Consider the following 23680-nt stretch of genomic DNA (forward strand, 5'->3'; position numbering starts at 1 on the left):
ACAAGCCTGGCGGCACTTTTTAATGTTGCAGACTTGAACAACGATAAAGGAAAACGCTGGCATGCAAGACGCGCATGACCTCAAGCTGATGCTGGACTCCAAAGTCCCGCTGGTGGTGATCGAGAGCCACGAGGAAACCAAAGCCATTAATCTATTACAGCGTGTCGCACGGGAAACCGGGCGACCGCTGTATCACTGGTCTATCACCGATGGACTCACTCAGCTCGGCTTTGGTCCTCAGCTACAACCCAAGGGTCGGCAGATGGAGGAGCCCGACGCGGTGCTTGAACACATCAAGCAACAGAATACGCCCGGCATTTATACCCTCTGTGACTTTCATCCGTTTCTGACGGACCAGCCCCGCACCATCCGACTGCTCAAAGATATCGCCCTGAATCAATCGCGGCTGCCTCACACTCTGGTGCTGCTCAGTCACCGGTTAAGTTTGCCTGAAGAAGTACAGCGCTTCAGTGCCAGCTTTCAGCTGTCCCTGCCCAGTGACGAGCGCATCCTCGCCATCATTCGCGAAGAAGCCCGCGCCTATGCCGAACAGCATGGACAAAAACGCATCAAAACCGACAACACGACACTGCGCCGACTGATGACCAATTTGCAGGGGCTCAGCGCCAGCGATGTGCGACGTCTGGTGCGCGTCGCCATTTGGCAGGATGGCGCGATCACCGAAGAAGACCTACCGGTAGTGAATCAGGCCAAATTTGCATTGCTAGATATGAACGGCGTGATGAGCTACGAGTACGAGACGGCGGATTTTTCCCAGGTCGCCGGGCTTCCCAACCTAAAGCGCTGGCTACAACGTCGCGGTGAAGCGTTTCACAGTGACGATTCAGGGGCCGGACGTCCACGCGGCATTTTATTGCTGGGCGTACAGGGCGGAGGGAAAAGTCTGGCCGCCAAAGCTGTCGCTGGCACCTGGAACCTGCCTTTGCTGCGCCTTGATGTCGGGGCGCTCTATAACAAATACCACGGGGAAACCGAACGTAACCTGCGCGAAGCGCTCGCCATGGCCGATGCCATGTCGCCCTGTGTGCTCTGGCTGGATGAAATCGAAAAAGGGCTGGCCCAGGGCAACAGTGATGACGGCACTTCCCGACGCCTGCTGGGCACGCTGTTGACCTGGATGGCGGAACGTAAAAAACCGGTTTTTTTCACAGCCACCAGCAACGACATCAGCAAGCTGCCGCCGGAATTGATTCGCAAGGGGCGCGTGGATGAGATATTTTTTGTCGATCTGCCGGATGCCGATGTACGCCAGCACATTGTGGACATTCACTTGCGCAAGCGGAACCTGGATCCCGTGCGGTTTGATACGGCGGCCATCAGCAGCGCCACCGAAGGTTTTTCCGGCGCAGAGATTGAACAGGCGATTGTGGCCGCGCTTTACAGCAATGACCGCGATGCGCTGAATACAGACTCAATCCTGACAGAGGTGGCAAATACCAGCCCGCTATCGGTCGTGATGGCGGAGCCTTTGCTTCAACTTCGTCAATGGGCAGCCGAGCGAACGGTACCGGCCTGAGGCATTATTCAGCCCTCAGCGGAGGGGCTGCGATGGGGGTCGGCGATGGGGTTTGGCTCGCACGTACAGGGTGCGGTGCACCCTGGCCACCAGTCGACCACTGGTATCGGTAACCTCGACCACAAAGTCAGGCAGGTATTTGGCGCCGCCCGCCGTATGCTCGCGGATGCGCTCCAGAATGGTGTCGTTCACCGTAAAGACCGCTTTGACGGCGCTGCGCCCCGGCGCCAGAAAATCGATGTGCGCGCCTTTGTCCCACACATAGTAATCCTTCCCCAGGTGATAGGTCAGCATCATCATGTACCAGGGGTCTGTCATGGCAAACAGGCTGCCACCAAACTGAGTGCCCACCATGTTGCGATTGAAAAAACGCAACTTGAGGCTGACTTCAATATGACGAAAGTCTTCGCTGATATGGGTCGCGCGGATACCCGCAAAAAACAGCGGCGGCCAGAAGTTGACCAGGCGACGCACCCACTTCCAATTCATCCGGTATAGCCTTCGGTCAACACGAGGTTATCCCGATGAACGAGTTCTTCATCATCTTTATAACCCAGCAGCGGCAAGATCGCCGAAGTGGGCTGTCCGATAATTTTACGCGCTTCCTCGGCGTTGTAATTGACCAGCCCACGCGCAATTTCCTGCCCGTCCGGCCCGACACAGACCACCATGTCCCCGCGCGTGAAGCGGCCTTTCACGGCCTTTACGCCCACCGGCAAAAGACTGCGACCTTTTTCCCGCAACACTCGCACGGCGCCTTCGTCGAGCACCAGCGTGCCCCGGGTTTGCAGTTGTCCGGCAATCCAGCGTTTACGGGCCGCCTGCGGCTCCTGATCCGCGCGCAGCAGCGTTCCCAGCGTTTCACCGCGACGGGCACGCAGCAGGGCCTGTTCGGTGCGCCCCCCCAGGATCAGCGTATCCGCTCCGGATCGCGCCGCCACTCGGGCCGCGCGGACTTTGGTCAACATACCGCCGCGCCCCAGGGCACCACCACCGCCCGCCATCGCTTCCAGGCTGGAATCTTCCGCGGACAACTCCGGCAACAATCGCGCGTCCGGATTTGTGCGCGGATCGCTGTCGTACATACCCGCCTGGTCAGTCAAAATCACCAGCAAATCGGCTTCGATCAGGTTGGCGACCAATGCACCCAGCGTGTCATTGTCGCCAAACCGGATTTCGTCAGTAACCACGGTGTCGTTCTCGTTGACGACCGGCACCACACCAAGATCCAGTAACGTGCGCAAGGTGGAGCGGGCATTGAGGTAACGTTGGCGGGATGACAGATCGTCGTGGTCGAGCAACACCTGAGCGGCGTGCAAACCGTATTGCTGAAAAGCGCTTTCGTAAGTTTGCACCAGTACCATTTGCCCAACCGCGGCCGCCGCCTGGAGTTGATGAATGGCAGTGGGACGACGATTCCAGCCCAACCGCGTCAACCCTGCGGCCACGGCGCCGGATGAAACCAGCACCAGCTCGATACCCTGCTGACGCAGTTGTGCCATTTGCGCGACCCAGTCATTGATCGCGGGCACATCCAGCCCCTTGCCATCATTGGTCAACAGGGAGCTGCCGATCTTGACGACCCAGCGCTGGGTCGTGGTTACTGAACGTCTGTCTGTCATGCTAGGCGTATTCCATTGGCTGAGTTGGGCGCGGCCACTTATCGGACGTATTCTACTTCGACATCGTAATCGTCGTCATCGAAGTCGTCATCATCCTCCTCTGAACGCTGGCTCCGACGACGCTCCCGCAAGACTTCCACTCGCTCGCGCACTTCGTCGGCCATATCCGTCTGGAATTGCCGTTCACGATTACGAGCGTCCTCGTCATTGGCCTCTTCGTCCCACACGGTTTCGAGATGCGTCATGATCTGACCGCTCAGCGCCTCAGTACCCACTTGCTGCAACGCCGAAATTCGGAACACGGGTCCTTTCCAGCCCAGTTCGTTCACTAACGCCTGGCAGCGCGTTTCCACTTCCTCTTCCGGTAGCAGATCCACTTTATTCAGCAGCAGCCAGCGCTCACGCTTGGCGAGTGTGGGGCTGAAGTTGTCCAGCTCCCTCATAATCGTACGCGCCTGCTCCGCCGGATCAGCGCCATCCAGCGGCGCCATATCGACGATGTGCAGCAGCACCCGACAACGCGTCAGGTGTTTGAGGAACCGAATTCCCAGTCCGGCGCCTTCGGAGGCACCTTCGATCAGTCCGGGAATGTCCGCAACGACGAAGCTGCGGTGCTTCTGAACTTTTACGACCCCGAGGTTGGGCACCAGTGTGGTAAACGGGTAATCAGCCACTTTCGGTTTGGCGGAACTGACGGCGCGAATAAAGCTGGATTTGCCGGCATTGGGCAAACCGAGCAGACCGATGTCGGCCAGCACTTTCAGTTCGAGTTTGAGGTTTCTTACTTCGCCTTCCGAGCCATTAGACGTTTGCCGGGGTGCCCGGTTTACGCTGGATTTGAAGCGGGTGTTGCCCAGCCCGTGAAAGCCGCCTTGAGCAACTTTGAGGCGCTGGCCGATGTCGGTCAGGTCTCCGAGGGTTTCGCCGGTGTCGCCATCAATGACGGTGGTGCCGACGGGCACGGGTAGCAGCAGGTCTTCGCCTTTGCTGCCGGTGCAGTTCTTGCTACCGCCTTTTTCGCCGCTCTGGGCGCGATACCGTGGCTGGTAGCGGTAGTCGATCAAGGTGTTGAGGGCTTCGTCGGCGACGAGGTATACGCTGCCACCATCGCCACCGTCACCGCCATCGGGGCCACCCTTGGCAATAAATTTTTCCCGCCGGAAGCTGAGGCAGCCATTGCCACCTTTGCCCGCTTCGACGTGAATGGGCGCTTCATCTACAAATTTCACTTTCTTACTCCCGACAGAATTTATCGAACCGATCAAATGCCAGCCAGCCGTGTAAGCCACTAGTAAGCCCGGCCCGCAAAGCGGTGTCCCCTTCCCGGACACGCCGTAAATACATCCCTGTAGGCTCGCATCGCGGGTCCCCCGCTCCACGGTCCGGAAAGGGGACACCGCTTTGCGGGCCTCAGTGCCAATGAAAAAGCTCGTGCCGATAGCAATCCATTAAAGATTACCCCTCTGACATACTCAATCAATGGCTCTGTCTTTGAAAAAGCTGCCCAACGCGAGGGCCTTGGTGGGGAACACCCATGCAAGACCGTGGAGCGGGGGACCCGCGATGCGAGCCCCCAGGGATGGGTTCACGGCGTGTCTTGCATGGGTGTTCCCCACCAAGGCCCTTCTCCCAACCAGCCTCTAAAAAGTCAGAATCAACCAACAAAAAAGCCCCATCGACAGTTCGACAGGGCTTTTCCGAGGTGTTTTACGCCCGAAGGCGAAAACCGATCCGCTGCGTCTTACGCGACTTCCACGCTGACGAACCGGCGGTTCTTCTCACCTTTGGTTTCAAACTTCACCCGGCCTTCGGCCTTGGCGAACAGGGTGTGGTCCTTACCAATACCCACGTTCACGCCGGGGTGAAATTGAGTGCCGCGCTGGCGAACAATGATGCCGCCTGCCGGTATGGCCTGACCGCCATACACTTTCACACCAAGGCGTTTACTTTCGGAATCGCGCCCGTTGCGCGTACTACCGCCTGCTTTTTTGTGAGCCATTGCTTAAACTCCTCTTAACCTTTAATTCCAGTGATTTTCACTTCAGTGAACCACTGACGGTGACCCTGGCGCTTCATGGAGTGCTTACGGCGGCGGAATTTGATGATTTTCACCTTCTCACCGCGACCGTGGCTGACCACTTCGGCCGATACTGTCGCACCTTCCACGACGGGAGCGCCGATTTTGACGTCGTCACCGTTGGCAACCAGGTAAACCTTGTCAAATTCCACTGTCTCACCAGTGGCGACTTCGATTTTTTCCAGCTTCAGGGTTTCCCCTTCCACAACGCGGTGTTGCTTGCCACCACTTTCAAAAATTGCGTACATAATTGCTCCAAAGACTCTGTTTGGACGACACGAAGCAGCGCCAGGGCACTTTCGGGGGCTTGCGCCGTAGGTTCGGTTTTTCAGGGGCGGCGATTGTATGCGATGTAGCGCCCAATGGCAATAGGGCCATTGGCGTTAATGTCGCCCTACCGGAAGTACCGCGCCAACGGCAACTCTTGTCGCTTTATGTCGGCCACGAACAGTCCGGCCACACGCCGGGCGCCGCGCCGTTGCAAGTGGGTATTATCGTCTTTGCCTTCCGGCAGATTGGCGTACTCCCCCGGGGCGACTTGCATATAAATGTCGGCTGACGCTTCAGGGCCGGCGTCCAGGAGCATCTGACGGGTGAGCACATTCAGGTCCACCAAAGGCACGCCGCGCTCGCTGGCTACGGCCCGCGTTACTTCCGGGTAATCTCCCAGGGTCGAGCGGGGCTGGCCGCTGTCGTGAAAGGCACGCCGATAAATGGAGGTCACCAGGATTGGCGAGGCTCCGCGAGCCCGGGCTTCATCCACCATCCGCTCAAGGTTGTGGCGATAGTCGGTCCAGGGCGCTGCGTAGCGCGTGTCGTCGTACTCTTTTTGATCATTGTGGCCAAAACCCATCACGACAACATCACCCGGTTGCAGCTGTTTAAGCACAGCATCCCATCGCCCCTCTTCAATAAAGCTTTTGGTGCTGCGCCCGTTTTTCGCGTGATTTTCCACTACGATGCCATCATTCACCAGGTCTGGCAGCGCCTGCCCCCAACCCGTTTCAGGGTATTTCTCGTCGGGCTGGTCAGCCATGGTGGAGTCACCCACCAGAAACAAGGTGGGCGCAGCCTCCTGGTCACCGGAGTCCGTTGTTGCACAGCCCACGGTCAAAATGGCGGTCGCCAGGAGCAGAGCCAGATTTCTTAACATCATGCGCATTCTTCCTTCTTGTCGGTCAAATCAGGTGGTACGCCAAATGAAACGGTTTTCAGTGGTGCGGACAGGCCTACTCGCCCAGAACCTTATTGAATCGCAACCACGCTTCGGCCACTTCGGGCCAGTTGGAGGCAGTGCCCTCGTTGGGCTCCAGTCCGAAACCGTGTCGGTCTGTCTGGAAGACATGCAACTCAGAGCGAGGACTGAACGGCAACGCCGCTGCAAATAACTGGAGGCTGTTAGCCACCGGCACCGTCTTGTCGCCGCTGCCGTGCACCAAAAACAGCGGCGGTATGCCGGCTTTGACCTGTTCTTCCAACGAATTCTCCCGGCGCTGCTGAGAACTGGGGTTTTCACCCAGCAGAGCCGCACGCGAACCTTTGTGGGTATTGGGGTTCTGCATCGTCGCGACCGGGTACAGCAGCATGGCAAAATCCGGCTGGGCACTGACCTCCGCCAGCGGATCGGGCGCTCCGGGGACGGTAAAATCAGAGCGCAAAGCCACGCTGCCTGCCAGATGCCCCCCGGCAGAGAAACCCAGCACACCGATTCGAGCCGGGTCCAGCCCCCAGTTTTCCGCGTTGGCGCGCACGGTTCTCACGGCACGCAAACCATCCAGGAGAATGTCGGGGTGCCCGTACTCTTTAAGCCGGTATTTGGTTAAGCCGGTATTTGGTCACGAATGCCGTCACCCCCAATTCATTGAGCCAGCGAGCTGCCTTGACACCCTCTTTTTCAAACGCCAACCAGTGATACCCTCCGCCAGGAAAAATGACCACCGCTGCGCCATTGGGCGTTTCGGGCCAGAATGGAGTGAGGGTTGGATTATCGACCTCCACCACCCGATCATTGCGGATGTGCTCGCGATCAGGCGCGACCGGAGCTTGCTCCGCCCAGAGCCGAATGGGCTGATCAGGACGGTTATCCGCCACCACGCTGCCCACCATACAAACCACCAACATCACCAGCAGCCCGATGGCTCGTCGCGTCCAAAATGATGATTGAATGCTTCCAAGTCTTCTCATCTCTTTATACTCCCCCAATCTCTGTTATTGTTCCGAGCATAACACAGCCCTCGCGCGCACCCTGAGCCCTTCGCTTTATGACGCTCCAGGCTCTATAATTGCGCCTTTTACACTTCGCACTCAGAAACAGGCCCAACAACCCGATGGAAGAGCAATACCACCCCGCGCACGTCGAATCCCAGGCTCAGTCGTATTGGGACGAGCACCAGACCTTTTCGGTCACCGAAGATAAAAGCCGCGAAAAGTTCTACTGCCTGTCCATGTTCCCCTACCCCAGCGGCAAGCTGCACATGGGGCATGTGCGCAACTACACCATCTCTGATGTGATCGCGCGCTATCAGCGTATGCAGGGCAAAAACGTTCTGCACCCCATGGGATGGGACGCGTTTGGCTTGCCCGCGGAGAACGCCGCCATCAAGAACCAAACGGCACCCGCCAAATGGACGTATGCCAACACCGACGCCATGCGGCAGCAGCTCAAGGAACTGGGCTTTGGTTTTGACTGGTCGCGCGAGCTGGCCACCTGCAAGCCTGATTACTACCGTTGGGAGCAATGGTTTTTCACCCGTCTGTACGAAAAAGGGCTGGTTTACAAGAAAAACTCTGCCGTGAACTGGTGCCCGGAAGACCAGACCGTGCTGGCCAACGAACAGGTGGAAGAAGGCTGCTGCTGGCGCTGCGGCACCCAGGTAGAGCGCCGTGAGTTGGCGCAATGGTTTATCAAGATTACGGACTATGCCGATCAGTTGCTGGCCGACCTGGACAAGCTGCCCCACTGGCCCGAGCAGGTCAAAACCATGCAGCGCAACTGGATTGGCAAAAGCAAGGGCGTAGAAATGCGCTTCGACCTGGCCGAGCCAGTCGGTGAACACCAGGGCTTTGAGGTCTACACCACCCGACCGGATACCTTGATGGGGGTCACCTATGTCAGCCTTGCGGCTGAACACCCCATTACCCTGGCGCTCGCCGAGCACAATAATGAGTTGGCGGCGTTTGTCGCCAGCTGCAAGAAGCAGTCAGTGTCCGAAGCCGACATGGCCAATATGGAAAAACGCGGTATGGATACCGGCATCAAGGCACTGCACCCGATTACTGGTGAACCGGTCCCGGTCTGGGTGGGCAACTATGTGCTGATGGATTATGGCTCCGGTGCGGTCATGGCGGTTCCGGCGCACGACCAACGCGACTTCGAATTTGCTCACAAATACGACTTGCCTATTCAGCAGGTCATCGCACCAGCCAACGATGAGCCCTGTGATCTGGCGACAGAGGCTTTCACCGACAAAGGCGTACTGATTAATTCCGGCGAATACGACGGTCTGGACTTTGAAGCCGCGTTCGAAGTCATCGCCCAGGCGCTGAAAGCCGCCGGTCAGGGGCGCGTTACAGAGAACTATCGTTTGCGCGACTGGGGTGTATCCCGTCAACGCTACTGGGGTGCGCCCATACCGATGTACAACCTGCCCAACGGCGGGGAGATTCCGGTACCGGCCCACAAGCTGCCTATGTTGTTGCCCGAAGATGTGGTCATGGACGGCGTACAATCCCCCATCAAGGCAGATCCAGAGTGGCGCAAAGACGAGCTGGATGGCCAACCCGTCGAAAAGGAAACCGATACGTTCGACACCTTCATGGAATCATCGTGGTACTACGCCCGCTATACCTGCCCACACTATGACCAGGGCATGCTGGACCCGGAAGCCACGGCGTACTGGCTGCCCGTGGACCAGTATGTCGGCGGCATTGAGCACGCCATTTTGCACCTGCTCTACGCGCGTTTTTTCCACAAGCTGATGCGCGACGAAGGTCTGGTCAGTTGCGATGAGCCGTTCGAGCGGCTGCTGTGCCAGGGCATGGTGCTTAAAGACGGCGCCAAGATGAGTAAATCCAAGGGTAACACCGTCGATCCGGGCGAGCTGATCAGCCAGTACGGCGCGGATACCGTACGTCTGTTTTCCATGTTCGCGGCCCCTCCGGAGCAAAGCATGGAGTGGAGTGACTCGGGTGTAGAGGGTGCCCACCGCTTCCTGCGTCGCCTCTGGAAAACCGTGCATGCGCACCTTCAGGCCGGCGCTCCCGGTGAGCTAAATGCCGATTCGCTCCCCGATGCACAAAAAGACCTGCGCCGCAAAACGCACGAAACCATTGCCAAGGTGGGCGACGATTATGGCCGCCGACAAACGTTCAACACCGCCATCGCCGCCGTGATGGAACTCATGAATGACGTCAGCAAACTGGCGGATCGTGCCACTCCCGCTGGGCTGGCCGTGGAACGCGAAGCGCTGGAGGCGGCCGTGCTCTTGCTGGCGCCGATCGTGCCTCATATCACACAGTCTCTTTGGACGGCACTCGGTCATGATGATATCCCGCTCGATGCCCAATGGCCTCAGCTGGACGAGTCGGCCCTGACCCGCTCCACCATTGAAGTCGTGGTACAGGTCAACGGCAAGGTGCGCGATAAACTGCAGGCGCCAGTGGATGCGCCTCGGGAAGATATGGAAAAACTTGCACAGGAGCAGCCCAACGTGCAGCGTTTTCTCGAAGGCGTGACTGTACGCAAAGTGATCGTTGTTCCCAACAAACTGGTCAACATCGTCGCTAATTAATCGCTTGCCCCGCAAGCTTGACGAACACAGGAGAGCCCATGCGCGTTCGACTCATGCTGGTGATTACCCTGGCTCTGGCCACCAGTGCCTGCGGCTGGCAGCTGCGCGGTTCGGTGGCCCTGTCCAGCCTGACCGACAGTCTGTACCTGACCGGTAACGACAACTACGGCCTGCTGATGACCGAGCTACGCAACCGTCTGGAGGCTGAATCCCTGACACTCACGGAAAGTCAGTCCGGCGCCCAATACACATTGCGCATTCGTGAGGAAACACTGGAGCGGCGCATTGCTGCCGTCGGCAGCGACGCGCTGGCCAGCGCGTATGAGCTTACCTTAAGTGCTCAGTTCGACGTGCTCGACCACCGAGGCCTTCCACTCGCGGGCGATCTCAGGAGCCGTGTGGTTCGCTCCTACACCGCGGGTTCCGGGAACGTAGGCAGCGGCAATCAGGAGGAAGCCCTGTTGGTCAGCGAAATGCGCTCGGAGCTATCACAACAAGTGCTTCGCCAATTGCAGGCCGTCATCAGCGCCGGGCAAGCCAAAGGAGCGTCTTCCACTCCCGCCACCGACCAGGTCGAGGCCCCCGATGGCAAAACTGCGCCCTGAACAGTTAGCGGAGTCGCTCGGAAAGGGGCTGGTCCCTCTCTATCTGGTCAGCGGTGAAGAGCCCCTGCTGGTGCAGGAAGCCTGCGATCAAATTCGTGCCACTGCACGCCAGCAGGGTTTTACCGAGAGGGAGCTTTTCCACACGGATACCGCTGGCTTTGACTGGTCGCAGCTGCTGAGCGCTACCAACAGCCTGTCGCTGTTTGCCGAGCGCAAAATACTGGAAGTACGTATTCCTAACGCCAAGCCCGGCGATAAAGGCGGAAAGGCCCTTCAGGAAGTCGCGCAGGCCCCTGCCGAGGACAATCTCCTGCTCGTGGTCACCGGCAAGCTCGACCGCAATGCCCTTAAGGCCAAGTGGCTCAAGGCGCTGGAAAAAGCCGGTCACCACATTCAAGTATGGCCGGTCAGCCCGGCACAGCTGCCACGCTGGATTGCGCAGCGTATGAAATCTGCAGGACTGAGCGCCGACTCCGCCGCCATTGATCTTCTCGCCTCGCGAGTGGAGGGCAACCTGCTGGCCGCCGCCCAGGAAATCGAAAAACTCAAGCTATTGAGCGATTCCCCCCAGATCACCACCGAACTGATGGCCTCCGTAGTGGCGGACAGCGCCCGCTACGATGTATTCGGCCTGGTGGATCGCGCTCTGCATGGCGACGCGCGCGCCGCCGCCCGTTCCTTACACGGGCTGAGGGAAGAAGGCAGCGAGCCCCTGGCGCTGTTATGGGCACTGGCCCGGGACATTCGAGCGCTGGTTCAAATCACGCAGGCGCAGTCCCAGGGTCAGGATTTCAGCCGCGCGGCCCAGGCCGCCGGCATTTGGCCCAAACGCCAACCGTTAATCCAGGGCGCTCTGCGTCGCCTGAAACCGGCCCAGTTGCAACAACTGCTACGCAAAGCCAACGGCATTGATCGCGCCACCAAAGGCATGCGCGCCGCCGACCCATGGGATGAACTGCTGGACCTGACACTGAATCTTGCCGGCGTCCAAAGCCTGCACCCCCAGAACGAGCGGTTAGCGCTGAAGCTGTAAACGCTCACCGGAGCCACCGCGAAAAATCACACCACGAGGAGATGTCCCCATGACCCAGACTGTCCGATTGCTGGGCGCCCTGTTACTCGGAGCGGTACTGTTCGGCTGCTCTGAACAGGAAGCAAACTTACCCAACCCTGCTGACCGACCTGCGGCCATCACCCCGTCCCCGCGCACCGTAGAATACGAATGGATGAGCATTGAGCGCTGGAACACACTGCACGCCGAGGACGTCGCCATCGCTGAAGAGGGTGATGTAGACCTGCTCTTTATCGGCGACTCGATCACCGAAGGCTGGCCGCCAGCACTTATGGAAGAATATTTCGGCGACTACCAGTGGGCCAACTTTGGCATCGGTGGCGATAAAACCGAAAATCTGCTGTGGCGCCTGAACAACGGCGCCGTCGGAAACCTTGATCCGCAAGCCGTCTCCCTGCTGATTGGCGTCAACAACCTTGGATTGAGCCAGCACAGCCCCGACGACGTCGCCCTCGGGGTGCAGGCCGTGGTGGAAACACTGCTGGATGCCTTTCCCAATGCCAGGATTCTGGTGCATGGCGTCTTCCCCTATCGGGAAAGCCCTGACGACCCGGCCCGCGATCAGGTCCGTCAGATCAACCGCCAGATTGCCAACCTGGCCAGTGAGGAGCGGGTGTTCTACCTGAATATTGGCGATCAACTGGTCGAAGAAGACGGCCACATCAGCACCGACATCATGCCGGATCACCTGCACCTGTCCGAACAGGGCTATCGCATCTGGGCCGGCAATCTCCAGCCTATTTTCGCGGACTGGCTGGAGGAATAACGGTGCATTGCCTTTGGCTTCCCCGACACCTGATCCTGGTGTTGGGCGTTACGTTATGGCTGGTCGGCTGCCAGCCTGTTTCACCCGTTTCCAACACTCACCAGACCAACGGCACCGCCATGAACTCACCCCTGATCACGGCGATCAACCCCACCATCGCAATTGAAGGCCGCAGCCAGACCCTGGACGATGGCAGCCTTCTCATCGGCTACCCAGGCGTTTCTCTGCATACTCACTTCGAAGGTCAACATTTATCACTGGTGGCCAAAAGCTCCGGCCGCGAAAACGAGTTGGAAATACTGATTGAAGGAGAAGCACCCCGCACCATTCGCCTTACCGAGAAACAGCAGGAGTGGGTGCTGATCGATGCCGGGCAAGTGGTGCATCGCGATGTGCGCATTATTAATCGCGGCGAAACCTGGCTGGGGCGCGTTACCTTGCAGGGGTTCATCACAGACGCAGGCGCGCACTTAAGCCGTCCTGAACGACCAACGCGCAAACTGCTAATTGTGGGCGACTCCGTTACATGCAGCTACGGCGCGGGCGATCGCAGCGCCCCCCTGAACACCGCACCCTGGTGGAATCCGCGCGCCTCCTATGGCATGCGGCTGGCCGACAGTCTCAACGCGCAAGTCCACCTGGTATGCTACGGAGGTCGGGGACTGATCCGAAGCTGGAATGGCAACACAGACGAAGGCAACGCGCCGGAATTCTTCGAATGGACCATAGCCGACAAGGCCAACCCTGTTACCTGGGACCACGACCAGTACACACCGGATCTTATTCTGGTCTCACTGGGCACCAATGATTTCAGCCTCGGCATTGGCCCTCTGCCAGAACGACAAACCTTCGTGACCGCTTATGTCGATTTCCTGAAACGCCTGCGGGCAGTTCACCCTGACGCCGTCATCGCACTCACGGAGGGCAGTATTGTGAACGATACCGATGATCCAGCCCGACCGCAGAAAAGCGTCTTAAGGCAATATATTCAGGACGCCATTCAACGATTTGACGAGCCGAACGTCTATTTCATCCCCGCACACCACTATCCCGGCGACGCTAAGGACGGCCACCCAACCGCCGCTCAGCATGCCAAAATGGCGCGTGAATTAGCCGATCAGCTCTCCCCCATCATGAATTGGTAAATTGTCCCAGGCCCCGTGAACCGGGGCCTTCGCGCCTTTTTTTGCCTTTCTCCAGCCCTTTCCGCCAACACTCCGCCCCTGCTCTTCCCGAAAAGCAATAATTTTTCTCATGACTTATGGTCAATAAGAACATTTGTGTGCTATGTTATCTCTCACGCCGTCATCCGGGGTTATCCGGCCCCGCCTGAGTTCCGGATTTCCAGGATGTGGCCACTTGTAACAACGTCGGTAGGCAGGCGTCGACCTGCTGCATTGGCGCTTAAGATTAGAATAATAGAGGGTTAACACCATGTTGCAAAAACTGCTTATCGCGCTTTGCACAATCTTTGTGCTCTCCGCTTGCGGCGGAGATCTTGATCTGGGGCCACAGAATCCGCCATCACCCGACACCGACAATGGAGGAAGCGACGGCGATGGTGATGGTGGCGATTTCGAGCCAACGGAACCACAACGCTGGCTCTACCAAACCTTCTCCGAAGAAGGCAGCGCTGACACCTGGCAGCACCGCTGCGCCGAGGGCTGCAATGCCACGGCCAGCCTCAGCCTGAACACCGAACAAGAGGTACTCGCGATTACCCCTGAGTGGGCCAGCGAAGAAGACTGGCTGGAGATTTATACCCCGATCGACGAGATTGCCGACATGGCGGGCGCTAACGCCAACATCTGGGTGTACGTCACCGAAGACTATGTCAATGATGGCCACTTGAGAATGCGGCTGTTCTTTGAGAACGCGGCGGGCGGCTCCGCCTACACGCGCCCGTACCAACCTGCCCAGGTGGGCTGGAATCAAGTGGCTATCTGGGAGATGCAAGCCGGAACCGGCGAGCCCATTACCGATGGCGATGGCGAGGAAGTCATTGACTACGGCAGCTTTGCCCAACACAGCGAGGGCTTCACACTTACCGACATCAACACTGTGGGTGTGCAATTTTCTGCGAATGGCAAGCCTGTAGAGGTGGCCGGAGATCTTTGGCTGGATAACCTGCTGCTCACACCGAGTTCCGGTTCAGCGCCACTGTTGCTCAATATCACTGAAGGCTGGTTCAGCAAAGGGGCTTATAACATCGAGGGCGACGAAGCCAACGATCCGGTTTACGCTGAAGGCCATGTCAGCCTCGCCGTTACCAACCCGAACCAACAGCTCGTCTACCCGGTACCGGGACCCGTCAATTTAAGAGGGGCGGATGTGGTTTTCACCCTGTCCATCGACCAGCAATACATTGACACCGCCGATGGCTACCAGCCTTTTGGTCAGATCTTTGACGACACCGACCCAGACGGCTACGCCGACGACGAAGAAGTACCGGATGCAGGCCAGTGGGGCTGCTGGACCGGTCTGAGTGGCGTAGTCGCCGATGAGGAGTTCGAAGTAACCTGCTCTATGCCCGACAGCGACCTGTTCGAGGTTGACGAAAATCAGTACGCGCTGATCGGCGTTCAATCCCAGACTGAGGGTGTCGAAGGCACACTGCGTATCCATCGCGTCGAAATCCGCGGAGCATCAGGCCCGGACACTGGCCCCTTCGAAATCGTCCCCACCGCCGAAAATATCGGCTCCTGGGACAATGATAACTACCAGAGTCTGGAAGGTGCTGCCGATCTGTCCTACAACGCGGAAGAAGGCGCACTAAACATCGTCCCGAACTGGCAGGCAACGGATAGCGACGAGCGCGCCGTTATTTACCTCGCCGGGGAAGATGAACTCCCCGATCTCGAGGGCGCGACAGTGGGAGTAGAGCTTTATTTAAGCGATTACTACATCACCACAAACCCCGGAATGGAAATACAAATTTATATCCAACAGAACGGCGGCGACTATGCCGGGAGCTATGGGGGCTATCTCACACTGGACACTGGCGAAGACTTGGGCGATGGCTGGTATCGCTTCGAGCGCTCAATGAGCGGCGTCCCCACCGATCCAACAGCGCAACGTATTGGAATCAAACTGCAACGCCGCAACGGCTGGAACTCAGAGGCTGAGGCGGGCGACGATATTCTGCTGCGCAAGATTACCGTTGAGTAACTACGAGGAAACCAGAAGTCGTTAAACGTATCCGGACCCATTTTATGGAGTCCGGATACGCCTCCCTAACAACATTCATCGGTCCGCACAATAACGATAGAGGATTGACACGATGTACCATAAATTATTAATCGCACTATGTACTCTTTCCATGCTCACCGCCTGCGGTGGCAGCGACAATGACGGCGATCCCAGCCGAATGATTTTGAACCCGCCCGAGGATTTAAACAGCGGGGACGACGATACGGAAGACGGCACCGACGATGAGGATGAAGACACCGACGGTGAAGGCGAAGAGCAGCCCCCGGTCGAATGGGTGCTGCAAACTTTTGAGACCGATAGCGCGGTGGATGCCTGGCAATTTGAATGCGTCAGCGCAGACTGCAACGCAAGCGCCACCTTTGCCCATAACGCCGACGAGCAAACACTGGACGTTACCCCGGAATGGACACAAGACGGCGAGCAACTGGAAGTGTTCACCGCCATTGATCCGGAAATAGCGGATATGACAGAAGGCAGCTTGTTCGTTCACCTTTATGTGCCCTCCGCGTACACCGAAGCGGGCAGCATGATCACCCAGGTCTTTCTGAAAGATGCGTCAGATCGCAAGGGCTATATTGGTTACACCACGGTGGAGGCTGGCTGGAACAAGTTCAGTGCCGACAACCTGGCCAGCGGCACTGGCATAGATGGAGACCACGGCGATTTTGGCTACCATAATGAGGGATTCAACCTGCAAAACATCAACACCATTGGCCTGCAATTTGAGGCTGACGCGGGGCTGGTAGGTGTCAATGCCACCCTGCAAATTGACGATGTAGTGCTCTCTCCAGATCCTATTACGGTTGATGAGAAGGAGGCGTCCGAGGATCCCTCCGCACTTGATCCCCTGCCTGCTGGCGATGAAAGCTTTACGTTCACAACTGGCGTCGACGGCTGGACCAATGATGACTCCAGCGGCTCAGCCATCAGTCACGACGCCACTGCCGAAGCATTGGTGCTTGAACCAGACTGGGCCAACGCCGATACCGGCGGCAGTCGTCCCAAAGCCATGGGCGTCACCACGAATGATATTTCGGAGGCCACCATCCGTTTCGTGGTCACTCTTACTCAGGCTCAGATCGACGACGGCTTGCAGATACAGCCCTACATCCAACAAAACTCAGGAAGTTATTCGCAAGAGTTCGGCGGCTTTATCAGCGACCTGAGCGCTGGCGACAACGAGCTTTCCTGGACAGCACCCGAACTGGAAAACGCTCAGCGTTTTGGCATCCAGATCGTGGGCACAGCCACTGACTCCACGGACGATGTGGTGCTGATCAAGCAAGTGGAAATTGATCTCCCCTAGCTCACCGCACACAAAAAACCCGGCGTGAACTGAACGCCGGGTTTTTGTGTCACACTCCTACCTCGATTTACTCCCTTTCTTTCCCAAACGGCCTGGTTAACAACACCAGTTTTGGGAGCAGTGTCAGAGAACCCAGAATCGCCGCCAGCATTGCCGTGGCCGTCAGCAGTCCGAAGTAAATGGATGGGATAAACTGCGACAGCGCCAGTATTGAGAAACCGATAATAATAATGATCGCCGTGTAATACATCGCCCGGCCAATTGAGGCATGCGAGGCGTGCATGGCATCAATGTAGCGACCACGCTCCGCAAATTCACGACGGAACCGGTAGAGGTAATGAATCGCGTGATCCACCCCCACCCCGACGGTGATCGCGGCAATGGTAATGGTCATCATATCCAGCGGGATGCCGGTCAATCCCATACCACCCAGCACGACACCAGCGGCCAGGATGTTCGGCAGGATGGAGATGATGGCAATCGTCAATGAGCGGAACAGAATCAGGAACATCGCCATAATGCCGATAAACACGGCAGCCAGTGTCAGGATCTGGGAGTTGAACAGGCTTTGCAGCATGTTGTTGTACAGCACCAGCATACCGGTAAAGTGAACCTGCTCCGGCGCGAACCCAAGTTCGTCAATAGCATGGGTACGAATTTTCTCCACCAACTCTGTGCGTTTCAGTTCCGGGCTGGTTTCTTTTACCCGCAGGCTGATTCTCGTCTCGCCATTGGCATCGGACAAATACGGTTTAATCAATACATTCTTGATATCATCCGACAGAGCGTTACGCATAACGCCGAGTTCAAAATTATTGAGCCGTCCGCCGTTAATATCCGAGGCCACTTCATAGGCAATCGCCAGCGAGTTGACTTTACCGACCTCCGGCAAGGATTCCAGATACTGGTGCAGGGCCTGAACCTGTTCCAGTCCCGAACGAGTGAACCAGGCACTTTCCTGTGAGGCCGATTCGGCATCGTCTCCGGTGGCAAACGGGTCTTCCCCTTCATCCGGGGAGGCAAACGGATCGTCTTGCTCGGCGGGTTCCGCGAAGGGGTCTTCTTCATCTGACCCCGCATCGGCCTGCTCCGATGGCTCCGGCGCCGTCAGAATAATATCCAGGTTAATCGTACCGCCCAGCTGCCGATCAATGACCGACATACCCTGATAGATTTCCGTGTCTTCATGGAAATAATCGATAAAGCGGTTTTCCACCTGCAAACGGCTGCTGCCGTACGCGCTGACCAACAACGCCACCAGCGCGATGCCAATCACCAGCGCCCCGTGGCGTTCAGCAAAACGGGAGAAAATCAGGGTAATGGCTCCGGATTGATCCCCTTTGTCCTTGGGTTCACCTTTGCGCCACAACATCAGGCCAGAGGGGATCACCAAAAACGCCAACAGAAACGCGAGGCTGAGGCCTATCGTCATCATCCAGCCAAAATCAATGACCGGGCGAATACCGCTAACCACCAGGGACACGAACGCCACAATGGTGGTCAGCGCCGTATACAGACATGGCAGCACCATTTGCCGAACCGTTTCGTGTACCAGCTCCTCTTTCGATGCGTCCGGCGCACGCGCGTGAAGCTCCCGAAACCTCACAATCAAATGAATGGTGAGCGCCAACGTCATGATCAGCAGCAAGGCCACAAAGTTGGAGGAAATGACGGTCATCCGCCAGTCGATCCAGCTCAGCCAGCCCAGCATCAGCACCACCGACAGAACACACGTGCTCAATGGCAATACCACGAACCGCCACTGCCGGAAAATGATCGCGAGCATCACCACGATAAACACCAGGATGGCACTGCCGAACACCACCAGATCGCTCTTGATGAAAGAGATCATATCGGCGGTAATCATGCTCACCCCACCGAGGAAAACCTCGGCGCGGTCATCGTAGCCCGACAGAATTTCCCGAACTTCCTGCACACGTTCATGGCTGCGGGTCGACGCCTCCGTCCGGTAGGCCCGGAACGTCTGGCTCACTTGTTCCAGTTCGCGCGCTTCTTCATCGGAAAGCCCTTCGCGCGATGCTTTGAGCCGCAGCGCGTCCCGCTCACGGGCCAGCTCGATATAACGATTATCCACCTTCAGATTCAGTTGCAGCGCCGTGGTTTTTTCGTCCGCGCTTAACAACGTGTCACGGTAGATAGGGCTGGTCAGAAACTCTTCCTTCGCCGCTTCGCGGTCCACGCCTTCCGTCATCAACGTCCGGGTGGACTCCTGCTGTTCAGACAGCGGCCGCATCGGCGTATAGAGAAGCGGCACATCCAGAATGGAGTTGATATTGGCCACGCCATCCACTTGTGCCAACTCATCCCGCAGGGATTGCAGGGTTTCAAGCGACGCATCGGAGAACATGTCCGTTTTCGGTGAATAGGTCACCACCAGGAAATCACCGCTTTGATACCGCTGATTGATTTCCCGGAAGTAATCCAGAGAGCGGTCATTTTCCAGGGTGAGAGAATCGGCCGAAGCGTCCAGCTTCAGATTGGGAAGCCCCGCCGCCGCTGCGAGAGCCAGCAAACCAACCAGTAGCAACACCCACCCGGGGTGGCGCAACACCGTCGACCGGTATAAACCGTTGAGCATCTTCAGCATAGAAAACCCTAATTCCGTCGCTAATGGGGAAACGGAGAGTGTACCCGAAAGCGCGACATGGCGTGATACAGCCTGAGTCGGTGCTGTGCCTTCTACCTGACCTTCTCCGTGCCGGGGAGTGGAATTGTGATAGAATTTTGCGGTTTTTTCATTCACCGACTCTGTTTAGGACCAACACCCCATGAGCTTTGAGAAGGTAGCTTCCGGCAAGAACGTGCCCGACAATATCAACGTTATCATCGAAATCCCCGCCAATGGCGAGCCCATCAAGTATGAAGTGGACAAGGACAGCGGTGCGATTTTTGTGGACCGCCTGCTGGGCACCGCCATGCATTACCCCTGCAACTACGGCTACGTGCCCCATACTCTATGCGGCGACGGCGACCCGGTAGACGTGCTGGTGGTCTTCCCCCACGCCTTGCCTGCCGGCTCCGTCATCCGCTGCCGCCCGGTGGGTGTACTGAAAATGACCGACGAATCCGGTGAGGACGCCAAGATCCTGGCGGTGCCGATTGATAAAGTGACCCCGCTGTACAGCCAGGTAAAGTCCGCCACAGACTTGCCGGAGATCCTGCTGAACCAGATCACCCACTTTTTCGAGCACTACAAGGATCTGGAAAAAGGCAAATGGGTAAAAGTGGAAGGCTGGGCCGATGCGGAAGCGGCTCGCCAGGAAATCCTGGAATCCGTGGAGCGCTACCAGAAGGAAGGCTAATCGCCTTCCAGGCGCAGTCCACTGATATCGGGCGCCACGGGCGCCCGATGTTGTTTCAGCTCCCCCAGATCGCTCCCCACAGGTGCCACCTCCAACGTAGGTGCCGTCACGGCAGGAACCTCGGAGCGCCGTTCTTCGCAGGTCAGCAAATCACTGCCCACCTCCGCCAGCCCCCAGTCGCCGGGCGCCACCGTCGCCAACGGCAAATCCCCACGAGCCTCTTCGCTGAGTAAATACTCACCCACTGCCGCGAGATCCAGCTCAGGCACTATGACCGGCTCCGGTACAGCGCGGAACACTTCTTCGCGGTCCAGCAACGGCCCTTCGGCGGGGCGCAGGGTAAACGCGCCAGCCACCACCGGAGGCGGCGCCGGCTGAAGCCGCTCACCGGGCTTCAACAACAATCCGCCCAGCGGGGCCAGAGAGAAACCGTGCTTTCCCGCCGGACGCTCAACAGAGGCCCGTGAGCGCACCACCTCAACCAGAGCACCGGCCTGTTGCAGAACCTTTTGATACTTTTGCGCTGTGGCGGCATCCAACTGGCGCTTCAGCGCTACCGGGCGCCCCGTGAACAGGCCTTCAATACGCGCCTCATCGGCCTTGAACAGCCGCTGAAGGCGCTGCTTAACGTCAGACAATGGCTGGCCCAGCACAATGTCACCCCGAAAAATCAGATCAAACCGGTCATCCGCCATCTCTCAATCCTCGTAATACCCTATCCCGGCGCGCGCACGGCGCGGAGCAAACACTATCAGCACTATATCCAGATGGTCTTTAGTCTAAAAAAATATGGAATACCGCTGGCCGCGGACAGAAAAACAGACAATACTCAAAAGAGTATTCCCACAACATCGGCCCGGCCGATGGTAACCGAAACGGAGGGAACAGCTATGCCGACACATACATCTTCACAGTCATCGACAAGAACCCAGTCGCGCCTGCTGGCCAATGGACAACTTCAACAGGTCCAGCATGTTCGATTAAAAGTTGAGCAGGATATCGCGTTTCTCCGCCATCGTATCGATGCGCTTGAGGCGCAGCTTCGCCCCAACCAACCCGTCATCGACACCTACCGGACCATGCTGGAGAGCCGTCGTTCCGTATTGCATTGGCTCAATGAGGGCCATATTGACCTCGCCGAGCGTCACGTCAAAGCCCGTCACGCCTGCTGAGCACCGCTTATTCCAGGCCATTCAGCCCCTGATCCATATCCCGGGCGGGCATTTCACTTTTAGGACGGCCCACCACTTTGGCGGGCACGCCCGCCACGGTCGTGTGGGGCGGCACAGAGTCCAGCACCACACTGCCCGCGCCAATTTTTGCACACTCGCCAATATGGATGTTGCCCAGTAATTTGGAGCCAGCACTGATCAGCACGCCCCGCCCCACTTTCGGATGCCGGTCTCCCCGCTCGCGGCCCGCGCCACCGAGGGTCACCGAGTGCAACATGGAGACATCGTCTTCCACCACCGCCGTTTCCCCAATCACCAACCCTGTCGCATGATCCACCATAATGCCCCGACCAATGCGGGCGGCCGGGTGAATATCGACCCCGAACTCCTGGGAGATCCGGTTCTGCAGATACATCGCGAGGGCGCGCCGGTCACAGTTCCACAAATAATGCGCAAACCGATAGGACTGCATGGCGTGAAAGCCTTTGAAAAACAGCAGGGGCATCGAAAATTTGTCGCAGGCGGGATCACGCTCACAATGCGCCCGAATATCGGCGCGCATGGCCGCTTCAATGTCAGGGTCGGCGGCCATCGCGGCATCAAAGACTTCGCGCACCATCATCGCCGGCACCGCCTGGCTGTCCAGTTTATTCGCCAAATGGAAACTAATAGCACGAGCAAAGCTGTCGTGGTTGAGAAGTGTGGCGTGGTAAAAGCTGGCCAACGTGGGCTCTTCTTTACTGGCGGCCAGGGCTTCCACGCGAATGGCCTGCCAAAGTTCATCGGTCAGTGAAGGCTGCACCAAAGCGTCTCTCCCGGTCATGGCAACAATTCCTTATTGTCGCACAAGGAGAAAGCGCTGACGAAATCGCTCCCAAAATTCCCGTTGCCGCCAAAACACCAGCAGCGTCAGCAGCAGATGCATTGCCATCACAACCTGAAACAGCTGCGGAATACTCCACTCCAGTCCGCCGAGCACGATCAGCCCGACCAGCGACGCGGCCACCATAAACAGGGCATTGATCACATTGCCCGCCGCAATCACCTGAGCGCGATGCCTGGCCTCACTGCGGTGCTGAATCAACGCCGACAACGGCACCACATAGAGGCCGCCCGCCACCCCCAGCATCAGCACATCCAGCGCCACCCGCCAGGCCCTTGGCCATTGCCGCATCATCTCCAGTGTGTGTAACCCGTCTTCCGTCACAGGTGGGTGGGCGGCGGCAAACGCCTGCCCGGCCCAGGCCAAATCGAGACCAAACAACAGGACCAACAAGGCTCCGAGTGGCACCACAGCGGGCTCTACCTGCCGACGTGCCAAGCGATCACATAGCAGCGCCCCAAAACAAATGCCAACCAGAAAGAGCACCAACAGCATCGAGACTACGAGCGACTCGCCAGAGAGCACCGAGCGCGTGAAATTCGGCAACTGCGTCAGGTATATCGAGCCGAGAAACCAGTACCATGAGGAGGCAATGATGCACCAGAACACCATCGGGTTCTCCCAGCCACGCAGGAGCGTACGCCGCATTTGCCGATAGGGGTTGGATTCCAGTCGCAGCGCCGGGGCTGCGGCCGAGGCCTCTGGTATTCGCACGCTCGCCCGCCAGCCGAGCCAGGCTACCAGCAACGCACCGGCGGCGACCCACCAGTATCCACCCACGACACCCAGCGCCAACGTTCCGGCAATCATGCCCAGAAAAATGGCCAATGACGTACCGGTGTGCAACAGCGCGTTGCCCCCGGTCAGCGCGTCGGGCGACAGATGTTGGGGTAAAATTGAATACTTCAGCGGGCTGAAGCAAGCGGACTGCGTCCCCGTCATAAACAACACCAGCACCAGCAAAGCCGCACTGTTGAGCCATAGCGCCAATGCGCCCAACGCCATAATACCGATCTCGGCGATTTTTAAGCCCCGGATGAAGCGCGCCTTTTCGAACTTGTCGGCGTATTGCCCCGCCACGGGGGCGAACAGCAAAAACGGCACAATCAAGGTGGCGGCCACCACATTATTTATCACATCAATGCTGAATCCCCAGCGCTCAATATCCCCGTAGGTAAACAGCATCAACAAGGCGCTTTTATAGAAGTTGTCATTGAAAGCGCCCCCCAGCTGGGTCAGGAAAAGGGGCAAAAAGCGGCGGTGGCGCAGCAACGAAAACTGAGAGGTGGCAATACCCGGCTTTGCACTCATGGTGAC

21 protein-coding genes and 1 pseudogene are annotated in these 23680 nt (G+C 57.9%); 10 read left to right on the plus strand and 12 right to left on the minus strand.

The features are described 5' to 3' along the window. The first annotated feature begins 61 nt into the window (after positions 1–61). Positions 62–1537, plus strand: a complete 1476-nt coding sequence (locus ACQCLF_RS06380) for an AAA family ATPase (protein WP_426985470.1) — start codon at positions 62–64, stop codon at positions 1535–1537. A gap of 15 nt (positions 1538–1552) precedes the next feature. Here ACQCLF_RS06380 and ACQCLF_RS06385 read toward each other — a convergent pair whose 3' ends face one another. The 8 genes and pseudogenes from ACQCLF_RS06385 to ACQCLF_RS06420 form a co-directional block, all read right to left on the minus strand. Then, a complete protein-coding gene (locus ACQCLF_RS06385) occupies positions 1553–2026 on the minus strand; it encodes a DUF4442 domain-containing protein (RefSeq protein ID WP_426985471.1) in 474 nt (157 codons plus the stop codon). Continuing rightward, positions 2023–3159 carry a glutamate 5-kinase gene (gene proB / locus ACQCLF_RS06390; RefSeq protein WP_426985472.1) on the minus strand — a complete coding sequence of 379 codons (1137 nt, stop codon included), beginning with the start codon at positions 3157–3159 and terminating at the stop codon, positions 2023–2025. The genes ACQCLF_RS06385 and proB overlap by 4 nt, the downstream gene beginning before the upstream one ends. A gap of 38 nt (positions 3160–3197) precedes the next feature. Then, complete coding sequence (gene cgtA, locus ACQCLF_RS06395) at positions 3198–4388, minus strand: Obg family GTPase CgtA (protein WP_426985473.1); 1191 nt, start codon at positions 4386–4388, stop codon at positions 3198–3200. A 512-nt stretch (positions 4389–4900) separates the two neighbouring features. Beyond that, positions 4901–5158, minus strand: a complete 258-nt coding sequence (rpmA, locus tag ACQCLF_RS06400; RefSeq protein ID WP_426985474.1) for a 50S ribosomal protein L27 — start codon at positions 5156–5158, stop codon at positions 4901–4903. A gap of 14 nt (positions 5159–5172) precedes the next feature. Next, positions 5173–5484 (minus strand): 50S ribosomal protein L21, encoded by a 312-nt coding sequence (gene rplU, locus ACQCLF_RS06405; RefSeq protein WP_426985475.1) that lies wholly within the window; start codon positions 5482–5484, stop codon positions 5173–5175. 146 nt (positions 5485–5630) lie between these two features. Next, positions 5631–6392, minus strand: a complete 762-nt coding sequence (locus tag ACQCLF_RS06410) for a rhamnogalacturonan acetylesterase (protein WP_426985476.1) — start codon at positions 6390–6392, stop codon at positions 5631–5633. Between the two features lie 73 nt (positions 6393–6465). After that, positions 6466–7026: pseudogene (locus ACQCLF_RS06415) on the minus strand (alpha/beta hydrolase); the annotation flags it as partial. 13 nt (positions 7027–7039) lie between these two features. Beyond that, on the minus strand, positions 7040–7420 hold the full coding sequence (locus ACQCLF_RS06420) for a hypothetical protein (RefSeq protein ID WP_426985477.1): 381 nt from the start codon (positions 7418–7420) through the stop codon (positions 7040–7042). A gap of 143 nt (positions 7421–7563) precedes the next feature. On the opposite strand from ACQCLF_RS06420, the gene leuS reads away from it, so the two are divergent. From leuS to ACQCLF_RS06455, 7 genes are all read left to right on the plus strand, one after another. Next, on the plus strand, positions 7564–10026 hold the full coding sequence (leuS, locus tag ACQCLF_RS06425) for a leucine--tRNA ligase (RefSeq protein ID WP_426985478.1): 2463 nt from the start codon (positions 7564–7566) through the stop codon (positions 10024–10026). A gap of 38 nt (positions 10027–10064) precedes the next feature. Continuing rightward, positions 10065–10631, plus strand: a complete 567-nt coding sequence (gene lptE / locus ACQCLF_RS06430) for an LPS assembly lipoprotein LptE (RefSeq protein WP_426985479.1) — start codon at positions 10065–10067, stop codon at positions 10629–10631. Beyond that, a complete protein-coding gene (holA, locus tag ACQCLF_RS06435) occupies positions 10612–11664 on the plus strand; it encodes a DNA polymerase III subunit delta (protein WP_426985480.1) in 1053 nt (350 codons plus the stop codon). The genes lptE and holA overlap by 20 nt, the downstream gene beginning before the upstream one ends. A gap of 49 nt (positions 11665–11713) precedes the next feature. Then, the gene (locus ACQCLF_RS06440; RefSeq protein WP_426985481.1) at positions 11714–12469 is read left to right on the plus strand and encodes a GDSL-type esterase/lipase family protein; all 756 of its coding nucleotides are present in this window, start codon (positions 11714–11716) and stop codon (positions 12467–12469) included. A 2-nt stretch (positions 12470–12471) separates the two neighbouring features. After that, a complete protein-coding gene (locus ACQCLF_RS06445; protein WP_426985482.1) occupies positions 12472–13614 on the plus strand; it encodes a GDSL-type esterase/lipase family protein in 1143 nt (380 codons plus the stop codon). A gap of 289 nt (positions 13615–13903) precedes the next feature. After that, entirely contained in the window at positions 13904–15637 is a 1734-nt protein-coding gene (locus ACQCLF_RS06450; RefSeq protein WP_426985483.1) for a hypothetical protein, read from the plus strand. A gap of 112 nt (positions 15638–15749) precedes the next feature. After that, positions 15750–16985, plus strand: a complete 1236-nt coding sequence (locus tag ACQCLF_RS06455) for a hypothetical protein (RefSeq protein ID WP_426985484.1) — start codon at positions 15750–15752, stop codon at positions 16983–16985. A 67-nt stretch (positions 16986–17052) separates the two neighbouring features. On the opposite strand, the gene ACQCLF_RS06460 is transcribed toward ACQCLF_RS06455, so the two are convergent. Further along, positions 17053–19593, minus strand: a complete 2541-nt coding sequence (locus tag ACQCLF_RS06460) for an efflux RND transporter permease subunit (protein ID WP_426985485.1) — start codon at positions 19591–19593, stop codon at positions 17053–17055. Positions 19594–19774: 181 nt separating this feature from the next. Here ACQCLF_RS06460 and ppa point away from each other — a divergent pair, with 181 nt between their 5' ends. Beyond that, positions 19775–20308, plus strand: a complete 534-nt coding sequence (ppa, locus tag ACQCLF_RS06465; protein ID WP_426985486.1) for an inorganic diphosphatase — start codon at positions 19775–19777, stop codon at positions 20306–20308. On the opposite strand, the gene ACQCLF_RS06470 is transcribed toward ppa, so the two are convergent. Beyond that, positions 20305–21003 carry a hypothetical protein gene (locus tag ACQCLF_RS06470; protein WP_426985487.1) on the minus strand — a complete coding sequence of 233 codons (699 nt, stop codon included), beginning with the start codon at positions 21001–21003 and terminating at the stop codon, positions 20305–20307. The genes ppa and ACQCLF_RS06470 overlap by 4 nt on opposite strands. A gap of 195 nt (positions 21004–21198) precedes the next feature. Between ACQCLF_RS06470 and ACQCLF_RS06475 the strand changes: the two genes are divergently transcribed. Next, positions 21199–21480, plus strand: coding sequence for a hypothetical protein (locus ACQCLF_RS06475; protein WP_426985488.1), 282 nt, complete (start codon positions 21199–21201; stop codon positions 21478–21480). A 7-nt stretch (positions 21481–21487) separates the two neighbouring features. Here ACQCLF_RS06475 and cysE read toward each other — a convergent pair whose 3' ends face one another. Beyond that, on the minus strand, positions 21488–22303 hold the full coding sequence (gene cysE / locus ACQCLF_RS06480) for a serine O-acetyltransferase (RefSeq protein WP_426985489.1): 816 nt from the start codon (positions 22301–22303) through the stop codon (positions 21488–21490). Between the two features lie 12 nt (positions 22304–22315). Then, positions 22316–23674, minus strand: a complete 1359-nt coding sequence (locus ACQCLF_RS06485) for an MFS transporter (RefSeq protein WP_426985490.1) — start codon at positions 23672–23674, stop codon at positions 22316–22318. Between the last annotated feature and the right edge of the window lie 6 nt (positions 23675–23680).

This window comes from Marinimicrobium sp. ARAG 43.8 (assembly GCF_050113635.1).
Taxonomy (GTDB): domain Bacteria; phylum Pseudomonadota; class Gammaproteobacteria; order Pseudomonadales; family Cellvibrionaceae; genus Marinimicrobium.

Bases quoted from the DNA above. Each gene is read 5' to 3' on its own strand.
- lptE (WP_426985479.1), top strand. From the start codon at position 10,065: ATGCGCGTTCGACTCATGCTGGTGATTACCCTGGCTCTGGCCACCAGT.
- rplU (WP_426985475.1), bottom strand. From the start codon at position 5,484: ATGTACGCAATTTTTGAAAGTGGTGGCAAGCAACACCGCGTTGTGGAA.
- ACQCLF_RS06450 (WP_426985483.1), top strand. From the start codon at position 13,904: ATGTTGCAAAAACTGCTTATCGCGCTTTGCACAATCTTTGTGCTCTCC.
- ACQCLF_RS06385 (WP_426985471.1), bottom strand. From the start codon at position 2,026: ATGAATTGGAAGTGGGTGCGTCGCCTGGTCAACTTCTGGCCGCCGCTG.
- holA (WP_426985480.1), top strand. From the start codon at position 10,612: ATGGCAAAACTGCGCCCTGAACAGTTAGCGGAGTCGCTCGGAAAGGGG.
- ACQCLF_RS06470 (WP_426985487.1), bottom strand. From the start codon at position 21,003: ATGGCGGATGACCGGTTTGATCTGATTTTTCGGGGTGACATTGTGCTG.
- ACQCLF_RS06440 (WP_426985481.1), top strand. From the start codon at position 11,714: ATGACCCAGACTGTCCGATTGCTGGGCGCCCTGTTACTCGGAGCGGTA.
- ppa (WP_426985486.1), top strand. From the start codon at position 19,775: ATGAGCTTTGAGAAGGTAGCTTCCGGCAAGAACGTGCCCGACAATATC.
- ACQCLF_RS06460 (WP_426985485.1), bottom strand. From the start codon at position 19,593: ATGCTGAAGATGCTCAACGGTTTATACCGGTCGACGGTGTTGCGCCAC.
- ACQCLF_RS06475 (WP_426985488.1), top strand. From the start codon at position 21,199: ATGCCGACACATACATCTTCACAGTCATCGACAAGAACCCAGTCGCGC.
- ACQCLF_RS06380 (WP_426985470.1), top strand. From the start codon at position 62: ATGCAAGACGCGCATGACCTCAAGCTGATGCTGGACTCCAAAGTCCCG.
- rpmA (WP_426985474.1), bottom strand. From the start codon at position 5,158: ATGGCTCACAAAAAAGCAGGCGGTAGTACGCGCAACGGGCGCGATTCC.
- ACQCLF_RS06420 (WP_426985477.1), bottom strand. From the start codon at position 7,420: ATGAGAAGACTTGGAAGCATTCAATCATCATTTTGGACGCGACGAGCC.
- leuS (WP_426985478.1), top strand. From the start codon at position 7,564: ATGGAAGAGCAATACCACCCCGCGCACGTCGAATCCCAGGCTCAGTCG.
- proB (WP_426985472.1), bottom strand. From the start codon at position 3,159: ATGACAGACAGACGTTCAGTAACCACGACCCAGCGCTGGGTCGTCAAG.
- ACQCLF_RS06485 (WP_426985490.1), bottom strand. From the start codon at position 23,674: ATGAGTGCAAAGCCGGGTATTGCCACCTCTCAGTTTTCGTTGCTGCGC.
- ACQCLF_RS06410 (WP_426985476.1), bottom strand. From the start codon at position 6,392: ATGATGTTAAGAAATCTGGCTCTGCTCCTGGCGACCGCCATTTTGACC.
- cysE (WP_426985489.1), bottom strand. From the start codon at position 22,303: ATGACCGGGAGAGACGCTTTGGTGCAGCCTTCACTGACCGATGAACTT.
- ACQCLF_RS06455 (WP_426985484.1), top strand. From the start codon at position 15,750: ATGTACCATAAATTATTAATCGCACTATGTACTCTTTCCATGCTCACC.